General features: G+C 70.1%; 15 protein-coding genes. 9 read left to right on the top strand and 6 right to left on the bottom strand.

Going from position 1 to position 14,490, the window contains the following annotated elements:
• Positions 1-103: 103 nt before the first annotated feature.
• Positions 104-1,237 (bottom strand): acetyl-CoA C-acyltransferase, encoded by a 1,134-nt coding sequence (locus Pflav_RS33680; RefSeq protein WP_173040794.1) that lies wholly within the window; start codon positions 1,235-1,237, stop codon positions 104-106.
• Positions 1,238-1,307: 70 nt separating this feature from the next.
• Here Pflav_RS33680 and Pflav_RS33675 point away from each other — a divergent pair, with 70 nt between their 5' ends.
• The gene (locus Pflav_RS33675) at positions 1,308-1,730 is read left to right on the top strand and encodes a PH domain-containing protein (RefSeq protein WP_173040793.1); all 423 of its coding nucleotides are present in this window, start codon (positions 1,308-1,310) and stop codon (positions 1,728-1,730) included.
• Here Pflav_RS33675 and Pflav_RS33670 read toward each other — a convergent pair.
• On the bottom strand, positions 1,707-2,636 hold the full coding sequence (locus Pflav_RS33670) for a rhomboid family intramembrane serine protease (protein ID WP_173040792.1): 930 nt from the start codon (positions 2,634-2,636) through the stop codon (positions 1,707-1,709). The genes Pflav_RS33675 and Pflav_RS33670 overlap by 24 nt on opposite strands.
• Before the next feature lie 17 nt (positions 2,637-2,653).
• Positions 2,654-3,187, bottom strand: coding sequence for a peptidylprolyl isomerase (locus Pflav_RS33665; RefSeq protein WP_173040791.1), 534 nt, complete (start codon positions 3,185-3,187; stop codon positions 2,654-2,656).
• Between the two features lie 118 nt (positions 3,188-3,305).
• On the opposite strand from Pflav_RS33665, the gene Pflav_RS33660 reads away from it, so the two are divergent.
• Entirely contained in the window at positions 3,306-3,887 is a 582-nt protein-coding gene (locus tag Pflav_RS33660) for a hypothetical protein (protein ID WP_173040790.1), read from the top strand.
• Positions 3,888-3,933: 46 nt separating this feature from the next.
• Here the strand turns inward: Pflav_RS33660 and corA are convergent, their stop codons facing one another.
• From corA to Pflav_RS33645, 3 genes are all read right to left on the bottom strand, one after another.
• Entirely contained in the window at positions 3,934-5,082 is a 1,149-nt protein-coding gene (gene corA, locus Pflav_RS33655) for a magnesium/cobalt transporter CorA (RefSeq protein ID WP_173040789.1), read from the bottom strand.
• Between the two features lie 465 nt (positions 5,083-5,547).
• Entirely contained in the window at positions 5,548-6,642 is a 1,095-nt protein-coding gene (locus Pflav_RS33650; RefSeq protein ID WP_173040788.1) for an aminotransferase-like domain-containing protein, read from the bottom strand.
• A gap of 107 nt (positions 6,643-6,749) precedes the next feature.
• On the bottom strand, positions 6,750-7,142 hold the full coding sequence (locus Pflav_RS33645) for a CBS domain-containing protein (RefSeq protein ID WP_173040787.1): 393 nt from the start codon (positions 7,140-7,142) through the stop codon (positions 6,750-6,752).
• A 107-nt stretch (positions 7,143-7,249) separates the two neighbouring features.
• Here Pflav_RS33645 and Pflav_RS33640 point away from each other — a divergent pair, with 107 nt between their 5' ends.
• The 7 genes from Pflav_RS33640 to Pflav_RS33610 all read left to right on the top strand — a co-directional run bounded on the left by Pflav_RS33640 (position 7,250) and on the right by Pflav_RS33610 (position 14,476).
• Positions 7,250-7,699, top strand: coding sequence for an NUDIX domain-containing protein (locus Pflav_RS33640; protein WP_173040786.1), 450 nt, complete (start codon positions 7,250-7,252; stop codon positions 7,697-7,699).
• Positions 7,700-7,732: 33 nt separating this feature from the next.
• On the top strand, positions 7,733-8,605 hold the full coding sequence (locus tag Pflav_RS33635) for an Fpg/Nei family DNA glycosylase (protein ID WP_173040785.1): 873 nt from the start codon (positions 7,733-7,735) through the stop codon (positions 8,603-8,605).
• 279 nt (positions 8,606-8,884) lie between these two features.
• Positions 8,885-10,390 carry a sugar transferase gene (locus Pflav_RS33630; protein WP_173040784.1) on the top strand — a complete coding sequence of 502 codons (1,506 nt, stop codon included), beginning with the start codon at positions 8,885-8,887 and terminating at the stop codon, positions 10,388-10,390.
• 23 nt (positions 10,391-10,413) lie between these two features.
• Positions 10,414-11,622 (top strand): sensor histidine kinase, encoded by a 1,209-nt coding sequence (locus Pflav_RS33625; protein WP_173040783.1) that lies wholly within the window; start codon positions 10,414-10,416, stop codon positions 11,620-11,622.
• Entirely contained in the window at positions 11,619-12,374 is a 756-nt protein-coding gene (locus Pflav_RS33620) for a LytR/AlgR family response regulator transcription factor (RefSeq protein WP_173040782.1), read from the top strand. Before Pflav_RS33625 ends, Pflav_RS33620 begins: the two co-directional genes overlap by 4 nt.
• Before the next feature lie 48 nt (positions 12,375-12,422).
• Entirely contained in the window at positions 12,423-12,815 is a 393-nt protein-coding gene (locus tag Pflav_RS33615; protein ID WP_173040781.1) for a DUF485 domain-containing protein, read from the top strand.
• Positions 12,815-14,476 carry a sodium/solute symporter gene (locus Pflav_RS33610; protein ID WP_173040780.1) on the top strand — a complete coding sequence of 554 codons (1,662 nt, stop codon included), beginning with the start codon at positions 12,815-12,817 and terminating at the stop codon, positions 14,474-14,476. The genes Pflav_RS33615 and Pflav_RS33610 overlap by 1 nt, the downstream gene beginning before the upstream one ends.
• The last annotated feature ends 14 nt before the right edge of the window (positions 14,477-14,490 follow it).

The following is a 14,490-nucleotide window of genomic DNA, read 5'->3' as shown; positions in this document are numbered from 1 at the left end:
GTGACGCGGGTTGCACGGTGAACCTTTTTCTGCCTCCCCGAGGTGCGCCCTGCCTGCGGTAAAGGGGCAGGTCAGACGCCGCGTCGCCCGAGTTGAGAAAAGTTCACTGTAGAAGTTCCAGAATCGTTGCGTTGGCCATGCCACCGCCCTCGCACATGGTCTGGAGTCCGTAGCGGATCCCGTTGTCCCGCATGTGCTGGAGCATCGTGGTCATGATGCGGGCGCCAGAGCCGCCCAGCGGGTGGCCCAGCGCGATCGCCCCGCCCCGCGGGTTGAGCCGCCCGGGATCCGCCTCCGTCTCCGCGAGCCAGGCCAGCGGCACCGGGGCGAACGCCTCGTTCACCTCGTACACACCGATCTCCTCGATGCCCAGCCCGGCGCGGCGCAGCGCCTTCGCGGTGGCCGGGATCGGCGCGGTGAGCATGATGACCGGGTCGTCGGCGGCGACCACCGCGGTGTGGACGCGGGCGAGCGGCCGCAGGCCGTGCTCGCGTGCCCAGTCGCTCGTGGTGACGGCGAGCGCGGCGGCGCCGTCGGAGATCTGCGACGCGGAGCCGGCGGTGACCACACCATCGGCCTTGAACGGGGTGGCCAGCTCGGCAAGCTTCGCCAGCGAGGTGTCCCGCCGGATGCCCTCGTCCGCGTCGATCGGCCCGATCGGCGAGATCTCCGCCTTGAACGCGCCGGCGTCCTGCGCCGCGGCCGCCTTCTGGTGGCTGGCCAGCGAGTACTCGTCGATCTGCGACCGGGAGAAAGCCCACCGCTCGGCGATCATCTCGGCGCCGACGCCCTGGCTGAAGCCGGCGTCGCCGTAGCGCTCGCGCACGCCGTCGCCGAACGCCCATTGGCCGGCCGCGCTGGAACCCATCGGCACCCGCGTCATCGACTCGACGCCGCCGGCCACGACGAGGTCGGCCTGGCCCGAAAGGACCGTCGCGGCGGCGAAGTGCACGGCCTGCTGGCTGGAGCCGCATTGGCGGTCGATTGTGGTGCCCGGCACCGACTCCGGCCAGCCCGCGCCGAGGACGGCATTGCGGCCGATATTCCAGGACTGCTCGCCGATCTGCGAGACGCAGCCCCAGAACACGTCGTCGACGTGCGCCGGGTCGAGGCCGGTGCGCTCGGCGAGAGCGCGCAGCACGTGCGCCGACAGGTCCACCGGATGGATCTCGGAAAGGCCGCCCTTGCGCCGCCCGACCGGGGTGCGCACCGCGCCGACGATGACCGCGTCCCTCATACTGATGGACATTACTCTCCGGTAGCGCCCGGTCCGAGAGCGGTCGCGCCGCCCAGGCCAAAATTGGCGCATGGACGCCCTTACCTGGCGTGTGCCCCGGAAGGTGCCCGCCGCAAAGCTGGCCGTGGCCGCCGCGCTCCTGGCCGTCGGCATCCTCTTCGCCGACGGCGACGCGGTCCGCCTCGTGCTGGCCGCCGCCGTGGCAGCCGCCCTCGCCATTTGGGCCTCGCGCGACCTGCTCGCGCCGGTGCGACTCGCCGCCGACCCCGACGGGGTCACGCTTGTCGCGGGGTTCGCCGGCCGCCGTCGCCTGGCCTGGTCGCAGATCGAGCGGGTACGGGTGGACACCCGGCCGAGGCGCGGCATCCGCACCGAGACACTGGAGATCGACGCGGGCGAGTCGATACACCTCTTCAGCGAGTACGACCTTGGCGCGCCGCCCTCTGAGGTGGCCGCCGCGCTCGGGCCCTTACGTGAGGGCGGACGTCTGTAGCAGCGTTAGGAGCACGAGCGCCACGAGCACCGCCCCGCTGCCCCCGGCCTGCACCAGTGTCCGGCGCGCCGCTGGCGCGTACGCCATGACGGCACCGACAATGCTCCCGACGACGAGGCCGCCGAGGTGGCCGGCGATCGAGATCCCAGGCACGGCGAAGGTCAGCACGATGTTGACCACGAGGATGCCGATGACGGCCGAAGTGTCCCGCCCGAGTCTGCGCAGGACTATGAAGAACGCCGCGAAGAGCCCGAAGACCGCGGTGGACGCGCCGGCGGCGAGGCTGTCGGGGGTGATCAGGTAGCAGGCGACGTTGCCACCGAGGCCGGCCAGCAGGTAGAGCGCGAGGAAGCGGAGCGGCCCGAGCACCGCCTCCAGGTTGCGGCCGAGCATCCAGAGCGCCCACATGTTCAACGCGAGGTGGACGAGCCCATAGTGGATGAACATCGCCGTGATCAGGCGGTAGTAGGCCCCGTCCGCGACGCCGGGATAGACGTCGCCGAAGCCCGGGATGTTGCCCAGGAACACGCCCTGGTTGTTGACGGTGACCGAGTGGGCCACCACCCCGCCGATCGCCTGGAGGCGACCGCCACTGGTGAAGAGCCCGCCGTCGAAGAGCGAACTCGAACCGGCCAAGGCGACGCCGATCAGCGCCACCAGGACGTTGAGGCCGATCAGCACCTTTGTGACGTACCCCTCACGACCGGCGGCACTGCCCCCGAAGGCGGTGCGCGCCGGTCGCTGGGTGCGTCGTCCCTCGGCCACGCACTCCGGGCACTGGTGCCCGACGGAGGCCGTTCGCATGCAGTCCGGGCAAATCGGCCGGTCACACCGGACGCACCGGACATACGTCTCGCGCGACGGGTGGCGGTAGCAGACCGGCACGGTCACGGGAGACTCACTCATAGAGGCAAAGGTACCTGTCAGCCTTCGATTTCGACGCGCTCGATGACCACGTCGTTGACGGGGCGGTCGCCGGCGGTCGGAGTGTTCGCGATCGAGTCGACGACCTTGGCCGACGCCTCGTCCGCGACCTGCCCGAAGATCGTGTGCCGCCGGTTCAGGTGCGGCGTCGGGCCGACCGTGATGAAGAACTGCGAGCCGTTCGTGCCCTCGTTGTTGATGCCCGGCCCGGCGTTCGCCATGGCCAGCAGGTACGGGCGGTCGAAGGACAGCTCGGGGTGGATCTCGTCCGGGAACGTGTAGCCCGGTCCGCCCCGGCCGGTGGCGGTCGGGTCACCCATCTGGACCATGAAGCCGCTGATCACGCGGTGCGAGAGCGTGCCGTTGTAGTACGGCCCCGAGCCCGGCTGCCCCGTCGTCGGGTCGGTGTAGGCCTTCGTGCCCTTGGCGAGCCCCACGAAGTTCTCGACCGTCTTCGGCGCGTGGTTGGGGAAGAGCTCCAACCTGATAGGGCCGTGGTTGGTGTGCAGGGTGGCGTAGAGAGCGTCAGCCACGGGTACTCCTCGGTTGTTGGTCAGTTCAATGCGGATCCTCCCATGTGCCCGTTCCGGCAGTGCGAAGGCATCCGAAGAGGCAGGATGACTGGGTAGAAAGGCGAGGAGGTGGGTATCGGTGCTCGGATTTGCGCGGCGCAACCAGACGCGTAGCCAGTTGGTCAAGGCTGAGCTGGGCGAGAGTTTCGATCACTTCATGCAGGCCGCCACGCATGCCGCGGGCGGCGTAGGTGAGACGATGGGCCCGAAGGCAGCCGATGGCATGCAGCGGGTCCGGGATGGCGCGTCACACGGGTGGGAGTCCACGTTGGCGGCGCTCGGGCCGCTGGCCGCAGCCGCGGCGGAGGGCGCTCGTGAGGCCGGCCGCACCACCAAGCGGGCTGGGCGCAGTGCGGGCCGGGCCGGCGCCGCCAAGATGCGGGCGGTCACTCCCAAGAGGGAGTCGCGGACGTCCCGCAGGCGTTGGCCGATGCTGGCCGGGCTGATGGTCGCCGGAGCCGCGATGGGTGCGACGGGCGCGCTGGTCATGCGCCGTCGCAAGCTTCAGCAGTGGCAGGAGTACGACCCCAGCCAGGCGATGGGGCCGATCGCTGCCGACGCCGACGAGAAGATGGACGGAACGGTCGACCCGACGATGAACGGGACGATCGCCTCCGAGACGCTCGACGGCGTCGTCGACACGACCAAGGGCCGTCGCTGACCGTTACCGGCGGGGCCTGTCCGGGGCCCCGCCGGTCCGCGCCTAGCTAGAGCCAGCCGTTCTTCCTGAAGAAGCGGTAGAGCCCGAGCGAGATGCTCAGCATCAGCGCCAGCACCACGGGATAGCCGTAGGTCCAGGTCAGCTCCGGCATGTGTGTGAAGTTCATGCCATAGATGCCGGCGATCGCGGTCCACACGGCGGCGATGGCGGCCCACGCCGCGATCTTGCGCATGTCGTTGTTTTGATCGACCGTCACCTGTGCCAGCCGCGCCTGGAGCACCGAGTTGAGCAGGTCGTCGTACGAATTGATCTGTTCGACGGTACGGGTCAGGTGGTCCTGTACATCCCGGAAGTAGCGCCGGATCTCCTTCGGCACATCGCGGTTGACCTGCGCGGTCAGCGTGATCAGGGGTCGTTGGAGCGGCATCACCGCCCGCTTGAACTCCACCAGCTCCCGCTTCATCTGGTAGATCCGCTGGATCCGCCCGTGCGAGTGGCGGCCGAAGACCTCCGCCTCCAGCAGGTCGAGGTCGACCTCGACCTGGTCGGCCACCTCCACGTAGAGGTCGACGACCCGGTCGGTCACCGCGTACGCCACCGACCACGGCCCCTGGGCGAGCAGGTCGTGCTTGCTCTCCAGGTCGGCCCGGACAGGGGTGAGCCGGCAGGCGTCGCCGTGCCGGACGGTGATCACGAAGGCCGGACCGATCAGGAGCATCACCTGCCCGGTCTCCACCACCTCGGACGTCTCGGTCAGCTCGCCCTCGCCGACATAGCGGGCGGTACGTAGCACCAGCGAACTCACCTCGCCGAACTGCTCCAGCTTGGGGCGCTGCTCCGCCTTGACCGCGTCCTCGACGGCGAGCTCGTGCAGCCCGTACGTCTCGGCGATGTCGGCCATCTCGGCGGCGCCCGGCTCGTGCAGCCCCAGCCAGACGAACGCGTGCCGCTGCTTCTCCCGGCGGGCCGCGGCCAGCGCCTCCGCGTAGTGCCACGTGCCGGGCTGGCGCTCGCCATCGATGTAGAGGGCGCAGTCGACGATCGAACTCCGCACCGAGGGGGGCGTGTGCTCCCGCCGGGCCGGCGCCTCGACCGGGCTCAGCATCTTGGTCATCGCTCGCCGAACGGGTGCGGCCCAGGTGCGAGCCAGTGGCCGCGCTACCCCGTCCGCGCGCGGGGCGCCCTCATCCGCCATACATCCATCTTCCTATGCATCACGGCTCCCGCCCGTCTCAGACCGGCGCGCTCCTGAGGGTCGCATACCGACGTTGTATGCAGCCGTCCGTGGGCGCCGCCGGTCGCCATCCGGACCGTTGCAGCGTTCGCGAAAGATCCGCCCGGCCAGCCCCTGCGGGCGCCCCTGGCGAGAGAGATGCCCTGCTTGCGGGGAGGGAGCTGTACCGCTTGATGGCTGAGGCGCCAGGTGGACCGGCCGCGTCGGGGGTGGGGGGTGCGAGCGGCCCACCCGGCGCCGATGGGGGCGGGGGTTTTGCTTATGGGGTCAACCGCATAGCGATTGCTCGCAGCATTGTGATCCGTTAGCCGGCCCTAGGGGAACCCCGGGCCGGTGACGATGGCACATTGTCGGAAATCCGACAGAATAATTGCGGGGCGCCGCGGAATCACTCCGCTGCGCCCCGGCGTCTTGCTGGGATGCGAATCAGCCTCGGACGGCCTGGACCGCGGCGGCGAGCCGGCGTACGCCTTCCTCGATCTGATCCACGGTCACGGCGGAGTACGCCAGGCGCAGCGCGTGCTCCCCGCCCTCCAGCAGGAAGTCACTGCCCTTGACCACGGCGACGCCCCGCTCGGCGGCCGCGGTGAAGACGTCGTCCGCCAGTACGTCGTCCGGAAGCTCGATCCAGAGGAAGTAGCCGCCGTCCGGCTCGGTGAACCGCACACCTGGGATGTGCTCGCGCAGCGCGGTCGCCAGGACGCGGGCGCGCTCGCCCAGCGCGGCTCGGACGGTCTCGACCGAGCGGTCGATGTCGCCGGACGCGCAGAACTGGTGCACGATCGCCTGCGCCACCATGCCGGGCGAGATGTAGAGGTTGGTGGCCCGCTTGGCGATGTCGCCGATCAGCGGTGCCGGCCCGACGAGGTAGCCGACCCGCACGCCGGGGCAGACCGTCTTGGTGAAGCTGGAGGCGTGCACGACGACGCCGGTCTCGTCGAGCGACAGCATCGAGGGGTGCGCCTCGCCGCGGAAGCGGATGTCGACGTACGGGTCGTCCTCGAAGATCGTGAACTCGTGCTCGGTGGCGAGCTCGAGCAGCGCCTCGCGCTTGGCCATGGAGAGCGTGACGCCGGCCGGATTCTGGTAGTTCGGGATGATGTGCGCGAGCTTCGGGCGCACCCCGGACTCCAGGAGCTTGCGCAGCTCGTCGGTGTCGATGCCGTCTTCCTGGAGCGTGACCGCGTGGATCTCGCCACCCCGCTTGCGCAGGTTCAGCAGCGTGCGGTCGTACGTCGGCCGCTCCACGACAACGGCGTCGCCCGGCCCGACGAGGTAGTCGAAGAGGAACGCGTCGGCCTGGAGCGAGCCGTTGGTGACGAGCACCTGGTTGACGGAGACGCCGTGCTTGTCGGCGATCCACTTACGCAGGGGCGGGTAGCCGACGGATGTCCCGTAGGCCGTGATCCCGCCGGGATCGGCGTCGAACGCGCGGACGGCGGCGGCCTTGAGGCCCTCGACATCGACGATGTCCAGCGACGGCGCGCCACGGGCGAAGGAGATCAGCTGCTCGGCGGTCATGGTTGCACAGCGTACGGACCGAAGTTGATCTTCACGATACAGATATACGGAGAAGTGACCGTTCGTGGGATGCCAAATCGGGCCACCCGGGGCGGCCCTCGGCGCCCTCAGACGTTGGCGGCGGTGTGCTGCTCGGCCCACACCCGCATGATGTCGCGGACCGAGATCACCCCCAGCACCTCGCTCTCCTCCATGACGACGAGGTGGCGGAACCCGCCGCGGGCCATCGCCACGGCCGCCTCTTCGAGCGTCCAGTCGGGACTGGCGTAGACCACGTCCCAGGTGAGGTGGGCGGAAGTGTGCTCCACGTCGGGGTCGAGGCCCCGGCCGATGGCGTAGAGAACGTCACGCTCAGTCATGATGCCGACCCCTTCGGAGTCGGGGTCGATCACGACGGCCGATCCGATGCGGCGGGTGGCCATCATCTGGGCGGCCTGGCGCAGCGTGTGCTCGGGGCCGACGACGAGAACCTGGCTGGACATGGCATCGCGGACGCGCATCGCACATCACCCCTCAAGGCACCGTACGGACATGGTCACCCGAACGGAGACAGAACTACAAGACTTGCGTTCTGTCCGGAAGCGGGTCAGGTAGATAGATTCTTACCGTGCCCACGGAGCCTCTACGCTGCGCTGGCGCCTTGATCGTCGACGACGACGGGCGCATTTTCATCCAGCGCCGGTCACCCGATCGGCGCCTGTTTCCCAACACCTGGGACATCGTCGGCGGTCACCTGGAAGCCGGAGAGGGCCTCGAGGACGCGCTACGGCGAGAGGTCGAGGAGGAAACCGGCTGGACCGTCTCGGTCGTCCTCGGCACGGTCGGTGAGTACACGTACACCGGCGATGACGGCATCGAGCGCGTCGAGACCGACTTCCTGGTGCGCGTCGACGGCGATCTCGGCCGCCCACGGCTGGAGCCAGGGAAGCACACCGAGTGGCGATGGATTACGGAGAGTGAAGCCAGCGTCCTTGACGAGCACCGCGACCTGAACAACGGGCTGATCCGCCGCATCGCCGACGACGGTTTCGCCGCATTGCACCTGCTTGGCCTCTGATCGACCGGGCCATTTCCGGCTACCGTTTGTGACATGCCTGAGCTGCCCGAGGTGGAGGCGCTCGCCGCGTACCTTCGCGAGCGGGCCGCTGGACGGCGCGTGGACCGCATCGAGGTCGTCGCGCTCAGCGCCCTCAAGACGTACGACCCGCCGCCGACCGCGGCCGCCGGACTGGAGATCACCGGCGCCGGCCGGTACGGCAAGTTCCTCGACGTCCACATCGGCGAGGCGTCCAACACCGACCTGCACCTGGTCGTGCATCTCTCGCGCGCCGGCTGGCTGCACTACCGCGACTCGTTCAACAGCGGCGCGCCGCTCAAGCCGGGCAAGGGTCCGATCGCGCTGCGCGTGCGGCTCGACGACGGCTCCGGCTTCGACCTCACCGAGGCGGGCACCAAGAAGAGCCTCGCCGCCTACCTCGTGAAGGACCCGGCGCTGGTGCCGGGCATCTCCCGGCTCGGGCCGGACGCGCTGGCCGCCGACGAGGCCACGTTCGCCGAGCGCATCCGCGGCCGCAAAGGACAGCTCAAGGGGGTGCTGACCGCCCAGGAGGTACTGGCCGGGGTGGGCAACGCCTACTCGGACGAGATCCTGCACGCGGCGAAGCTCTCCCCGTTCGCGATCACGACCCGGCTGACCGACGAGCAGATGGCCCGGCTACACGCGGCGGTCCGGGAGATCCTGACCGACGCGGTGACCCGCTCGGTGGGCCAGCGCGCCGCCGAGCTCAAGGGCGAGAAGCGCTCGGGTCTGCGGGTGCACGCGCGCACCGGGCTGCCCTGCCCGGTATGTGGCGACACGGTCCGGGAGGTGTCGTTCGCCGACTCCAGCCTCCAGTACTGCCCAACCTGTCAGACCGGCGGGAAGCCACTCGCCGATCGCAGACTGTCACGGCTCGTGCGCTAGGCGAAGTGGCTGTGACCTACGGTTTTGCAAACCGGACCCAATGGGCACATCCCGGGTGGACAACGCTCGGTATAGTGGCCCGGTCCATGGTCCCATTCGATCACGGTGGGGCGTATTGTCTCTGCGGTCACCGATCCGCCGCGGTGACCATGGGAGACTGATGCGGTGGTCAGTCCCGAGCCTGACGGCACATGGGCGGCACGTGCAAAGCGGGAGGACGTAGGTGAGGTGACGACAAGCCTCCAACGCCCGGTAGCCAACACAGGCCGGAGCAGGACCGTGCGCCACGTCGACAGCTTCGAGATCCAGACGCCGACGCCGCCATCGCACAACGGTGTGCCGCGCTCGGCGTGGGCCCGCGCCCGCAGGCGGGCATCCCGCTGGCACCGCCCGTACACGGCGATGCTGCTTCTGCTCGACTATGCGGCGGCCGCGCTGGCCAGCCTTATCTCCATCAGCGCGTACGACCAGGCCGTCTCCGGCTTCCAGGACGCCGACGAGACGTGGTTCCAGACAGTGGCGTACGTGCTGCTGCCGCTTGGTTGGCTCATCATGCTCTGGGCCAATGGCGCCTACGACCGCCGTTATCTCGGCCTCGGTACCGATGAGTTCAAACGAGTGGTGCGCGCTTCGGTGACGGTCATGGCGAGCGTGTCGTTCCTCGCCTTCGCCACCAAGACCGACCTATCCCGACTGACCGTGGCCACAGCCCTCGTCGGCGCCACGGTGCTGATCCTCGTCGCCCGCTACGCGGCCCGGTTCGTCCTGCACCAGGTGCGCAAACGCGCGGGCCACGCCGGCCACCGCATGCTGCTCATCGGCACGCTGCCGGAGACGCTGGAGGTCTACACGGCGGTCACCCGCAGCCCGGCAGCCGGCCTGGTGCCGGTCGCCATCCACATCACCGATGGGTACGCGGCGGCCCGCGGGATCGAGACTCCGGTGCCGGTGCACTCGGGCCGCGACGTGCTCACGCTGGTCCGCGAGGTCGGTGCCGACACGATCGCGGTGTGTGGCTCGGCCAGCGCCGAGCCCGGCGAGCTGCGCCGCCTTGCCTGGCAGCTCGAGGGCACCGGTATCGACCTTGTCGTCGCTCCGCAGCTCACCGACATCGCCGGCCCGCGCGTGCACATCCGGCCGATCGAGGGCCTGCCGCTGCTGCACGTCGAAGAGCCCACGCTTTCCGGTATCGGCTGGCTGGCGAAAAACCTGCTCGACCGGATCGCCGCCGGCCTCGGACTCCTGGTCTTGATTCCGGTGTTCCTCGCGATCGCGATCGCTATCAAGCTGTCCGACCGTGGCCCGGTCTTCTTCCGCCAGCCGCGCGTCGGTCACGAGGGTCGGACGTTCCGGGTCTGGAAGTTCCGGACCATGTACGTCGACGCCGAGGACCGGCTCGCCTCGCTGGTCGACCAGAACGAGTCCGACGGCATGCTCTTCAAGATCAGAGAAGACCCCCGCGTCTTCCCGGTCGGCCGCTTCCTGCGTGCCAGCTCGCTCGACGAACTGCCCCAGCTGATCAACGTGCTCTGGGGCGAAATGTCGCTCGTCGGCCCCCGCCCGCTCCCCGCCGACGACGGTGACTTCCTCGGCGACGTGCGGCGGCGGCTGCTGGTCCGCCCCGGCATCACCGGCCTTTGGCAGGTCTCGGGCCGCTCCGACCTCTCCTGGGACGAGGCGGTGCGCCTCGACCTGTACTACGTGGACAACTGGTCCCTGGCGTACGACCTGAGCATCCTCTGGCGCACGGTCGGCGTGGTGCTCGCCCGGAAGGGCGCCTACTAGAAGATCCGCGCAGAATACAAGCTGTGGGATCGAACCTCTCCGCGGTGCTCGCCGTCGTCGCGCTGGTCAGCGCGCTGGCGGCGGCGGTCTGGGGAGTGGCCCGGCTGCGCGCCCGCCGCAGCATCGCCACCGCGACCCAGCGGGCGACGTACGATGTACTGCACACCGCCGGCCTCGCTGCCGACTCGCTGCGCACCGGGCTCAGCCAGGCGAGCGCGGGGAAGGCGATCCGGCACCTGCGCGCGCTCGTCGAAGCGCCCGGCCTGGCGCTAGTCGACGGCGAGGCGGTCCTGGCGCTCGACGGTCGCGGCACCCACCACTCCGCCCAGCTCGTCGCCGCCTCCCGGAAGGCGCTCACTGCCGGCCGCTCCACCGTGCTCGGTCCCGGCGAGCTCCCCTGCGACCGGGTGGACTGCCCGGTACGGGGCGCGGTGGTGGCGCCGATGTCCGGCCCCGACGGCTCGGCACCCGGCGCGCTCGTGGCGATCGCCGACGACCAGCCGGCACCCGGGCTCGTACAGGCGACGCTGGAGACCGCCCGTTGGGCCGGCGCCCAGCTCGCGCTCGCCGAGCTGGACTCCTCCCGGGAGATGCTGGCCCGGGCCGAGGTACGCGCACTCCGCGCCCAGATCAGCCCGCACTTCGTCTACAACGCGCTCTCCGCGATCGCCTCGTTCGTGCGTACCGACCCGGAGCGGGCGCGCGAGCTGATCCTGGAGTTCGCCGAGTTCACCCGGTACTCCTTCCGCTCGCACGGCGACTTCACCACGCTCGCCGAGGAACTGCGCTCCATCGACCGGTACCTGACCATCGAGCGGGCCCGCTTCGGCGACCGCCTCCAGGTGCGGCTACAGATCGCGCCGGAGGTGCTGCCGGTCGGCCTGCCGTTCCTGTGCCTCCAGCCGCTGGTGGAGAACGCCGTGCGGCATGGCCTGTCCCGCAAGCCGGGCGTGGGTATGGTGAGCATCGAGGCCCGTGACGCCGGCGCCGAGTGCCACATCACCGTCGAGGACGACGGCGTGGGCATGGATCCGGCAGTGCTGGTCGCCGGGGTCGCCGAGGCGGCCGACAGCCACGACTCCGGCCACGTTGGGTTGTCCAATGTGGACGAAAGACTCCGCTCCGTCTTCGGAGACCAGTTCGGCCTGGTAGTGGAGACCGGGCTCGGAGCGGGTACGAAGGTGAGCATGCGAGTGCCGAAGTTCCACCCCGCGGTCCGGACGAGCCCGTGAATGCCTTCCTGCGCGTCCTGGCCGTCGACGACGAGCCGCCGGCCCTCGACGAGCTCGCCTACCTGCTGCGCACGGACCCGCGCGTCGGCCGCCTGCACACCGCCTCCGACGCCACCGAGGCGCTGCGCGTCCTGCGCGACACCGATGTCGACGTGGTGTTCCTGGACATCCGGATGCCGGGCCTCGACGGCATGGAGCTGGCCCGCGTGCTGCGCCGCTTCGCCCGCCCGCCCGCGATCGTGTTCGTCACCGCCTACGACGACGCGGCGGTGGACGCCTTCGACCTCGGCGTTACGGACTATGTGCGCAAGCCCGTACAGCCGGAGCGGATCGGCGAGTCGCTACGCCGGGTGGTCAGCTCACGCGTCGTACCGGCTGGCGCGGCGGCGGCACCACGCCCCGAGGAAGACCCGACGATCCCGGTCGAGCTGGCCGGCACCACGCGCATGCTGCCCCGCTCGGCGGTGCGGTGGGTCGAGGCCCAGGGCGACTACGCCCGCCTGCACACGGCAGACGGCTCGCACCTGGTCCGGGTGCCGCTGGCCACGCTTGCCGAGCGCTGGGCGGATGCCGGGTTTGTCCGTATCCACCGGTCGTACCTGGTACAGCTTCGGCTCATCGCCGAGCTGCGACTGACCGGCTCCGGCTACGTCGTGGTCGTCGACGAGACCGAGCTGCCGGTCTCCCGCCGCCATACCCGAGAGCTGAAAGACAAGCTGGTACGCGCGGCGAAGCAGGACTGGAACCGCTAGAAGGCCTCAGCGCTTGACATCGGCTCGTGGTGGGTGAGACTGCCGGACATGGAGCAGCTCACCACCGGCGCCGGTACGCCGGAGCGGACCAGGATCGTGCTGGCCGAGGTGGTGCGCCGCCGCGACCATGATCGGGCTCGGGCGGAGCTCGCCGAGCAGACCCAGGTGGGCGACGCGCTCGTGCGGGGGCTCGTGCGCGCACAGCTCGCGCTCGCCCTGCGGCTATCCGTGGTGGTGGCCATCGGGCTGGGCGCGTTGCCGCTGCTCTTCGCCATCGCGCCGGCCACCAGCACCATCAAGGTCGTCGGGATCAGCCTGCCGTGGGTGTTGCTCGGCGTCGTCGCGTTTCCGTTCCTCGTCGCGGTCGGCTGGGCCTACGTCTACCTGGCCGAGCGCAACGAGCAGGACTTCACCGCCGTGGTCCGCCGCCCGGAACGCTGATGGACAACCCGTACACCGTCCCCGCTATCGTCGCGGTCACGCTCGCCACGCTGGCGATCGGCTTCTACGGCCTCAGGCTGGCCCGCACCACGTCCGACTTCCTGGTCGCCTCGCGCGTGGTCAGCCCCACCTGGAACGCGGCCGCGATCGGTGGCGAGTACCTGTCGGCGGCGTCGTTCCTCGGTGTCGCCGGGCTCATCCTCAAGTACGGCGTCGACGTCCTCTGGTACCCGGTGGGCTTCGCCGCCGGATACCTCGCGCTGCTGCTCTTCGTGGCCGCGCCGCTGCGCCGCTCGGGCGCGTTCACACTGCCGGACTTCTGCGAGGTACGGCTGCACTCGCGCGGCCTTCGCAAGCTGGCCACCGCGTTCGTCGTGTTCATCGGGTGGCTCTACCTCGTGCCGCAGCTCCAAGGCGCGGGGCTGACGCTGACCACCGTCGCCGGCGGCCCCTACGAGCTCGGCGCGCTCCTCGTCGGCGTGGTCGTCACCGCGAACGTGGCGCTGGGCGGTATGCGCGCGATCACGTTCGTGCAGGCGTTCCAGTATTGGCTGAAGCTCACGGCGCTCGCCGTACCCGTGATATTTATGGTTTTGCATTGGCAGGCGGACGGACGTCCGCCGGTGACACCGTCCGACGGCCTCACCTTCCCCGCCGCGACAAGCCTCGTGGTCGAGCACCATGCGACCCTCACCTTCCCCGACGGGTCCACACAGGAGGTACGCGCCGGCGAGGAGCTGACGTTCCAGGCAGGTGACCAGGTGCCGCATGTGTCCGGTGTGGACACCGCTAACGACCTGGACTGGCTGTTGCCGGGAAACGACGCGGGTGGGCTCTTCGGCACGTACAGCCTGATCCTGGCTACGTTCCTCGGCACGATGGGGCTGCCACACGTACTCGTGCGCTTCTACACCAACCCCAACGGCGCCGCCGCCCGCCGCACCACGCTGGTGGTCCTCGCGCTGGTCGGCCTCTTCTACTTCTTACCCACGCTGTACGGCGTGCTCGGCCGCGTCTACACGCCACAGCTGCTGATAACCGGCGAGACCGACGCGGTCGTGCTGCTGCTGCCGGTCGCGGTGCTCGGCTCGGGCATGCTGGGTCAGATGCTGGCCGCGCTTGTCGCGGCGGGCGCGTTCGCCGCGTTCCTGTCGTCCAGCTCCGGCCTGCTCACCAGCGTCGCCGGCGTCATCTCCACCGACGTGCTGGCCCACGCCGGCGACCGAGGCCCCGGCCAGCGCGGCTCGGTACGGGACTTCCGGGTGGCCGCGCTGGTCGGCGGCCTGGTGCCGGTCGTGCTCGCGCTCAACGTGGCCAGCCTCGACGTCTCTCAGGTGGTGGGGCTTGCCTTCGCGGTCGCCGCATCCAGCTTCTGCCCGCTGCTCGTGCTCGGCATCTGGTGGCGCCGGCTGACCGACCTCGGCGCGGCGGCCGGCATCCTGGCCGGCGGCGGTGCCGCGGTCGGCGCGGTGCTCGTCACGATCCTCGGCCCGCCGCTGCACGGGTGGTCGGCCGCGCTGATCGCCCAGCCTGCCGCGTGGACGGTGCCCTTGGCGTTCGCGGTCATGGTCGCCGTATCGTTGGCCACCCGCCGCCGCACGCCGCCGGACGTGGGTACGACGATGCTCCGCCTCCACGCCCCCGAGTCCCTGCGCCTCTGATCGATGCCTGACGC

The sequence above is a fragment of the Phytohabitans flavus genome (assembly GCF_011764545.1).
Classification (GTDB): domain Bacteria; phylum Actinomycetota; class Actinomycetes; order Mycobacteriales; family Micromonosporaceae; genus Phytohabitans; species Phytohabitans flavus.
This window is presented reverse-complemented; position numbering and strand designations above follow the sequence as displayed.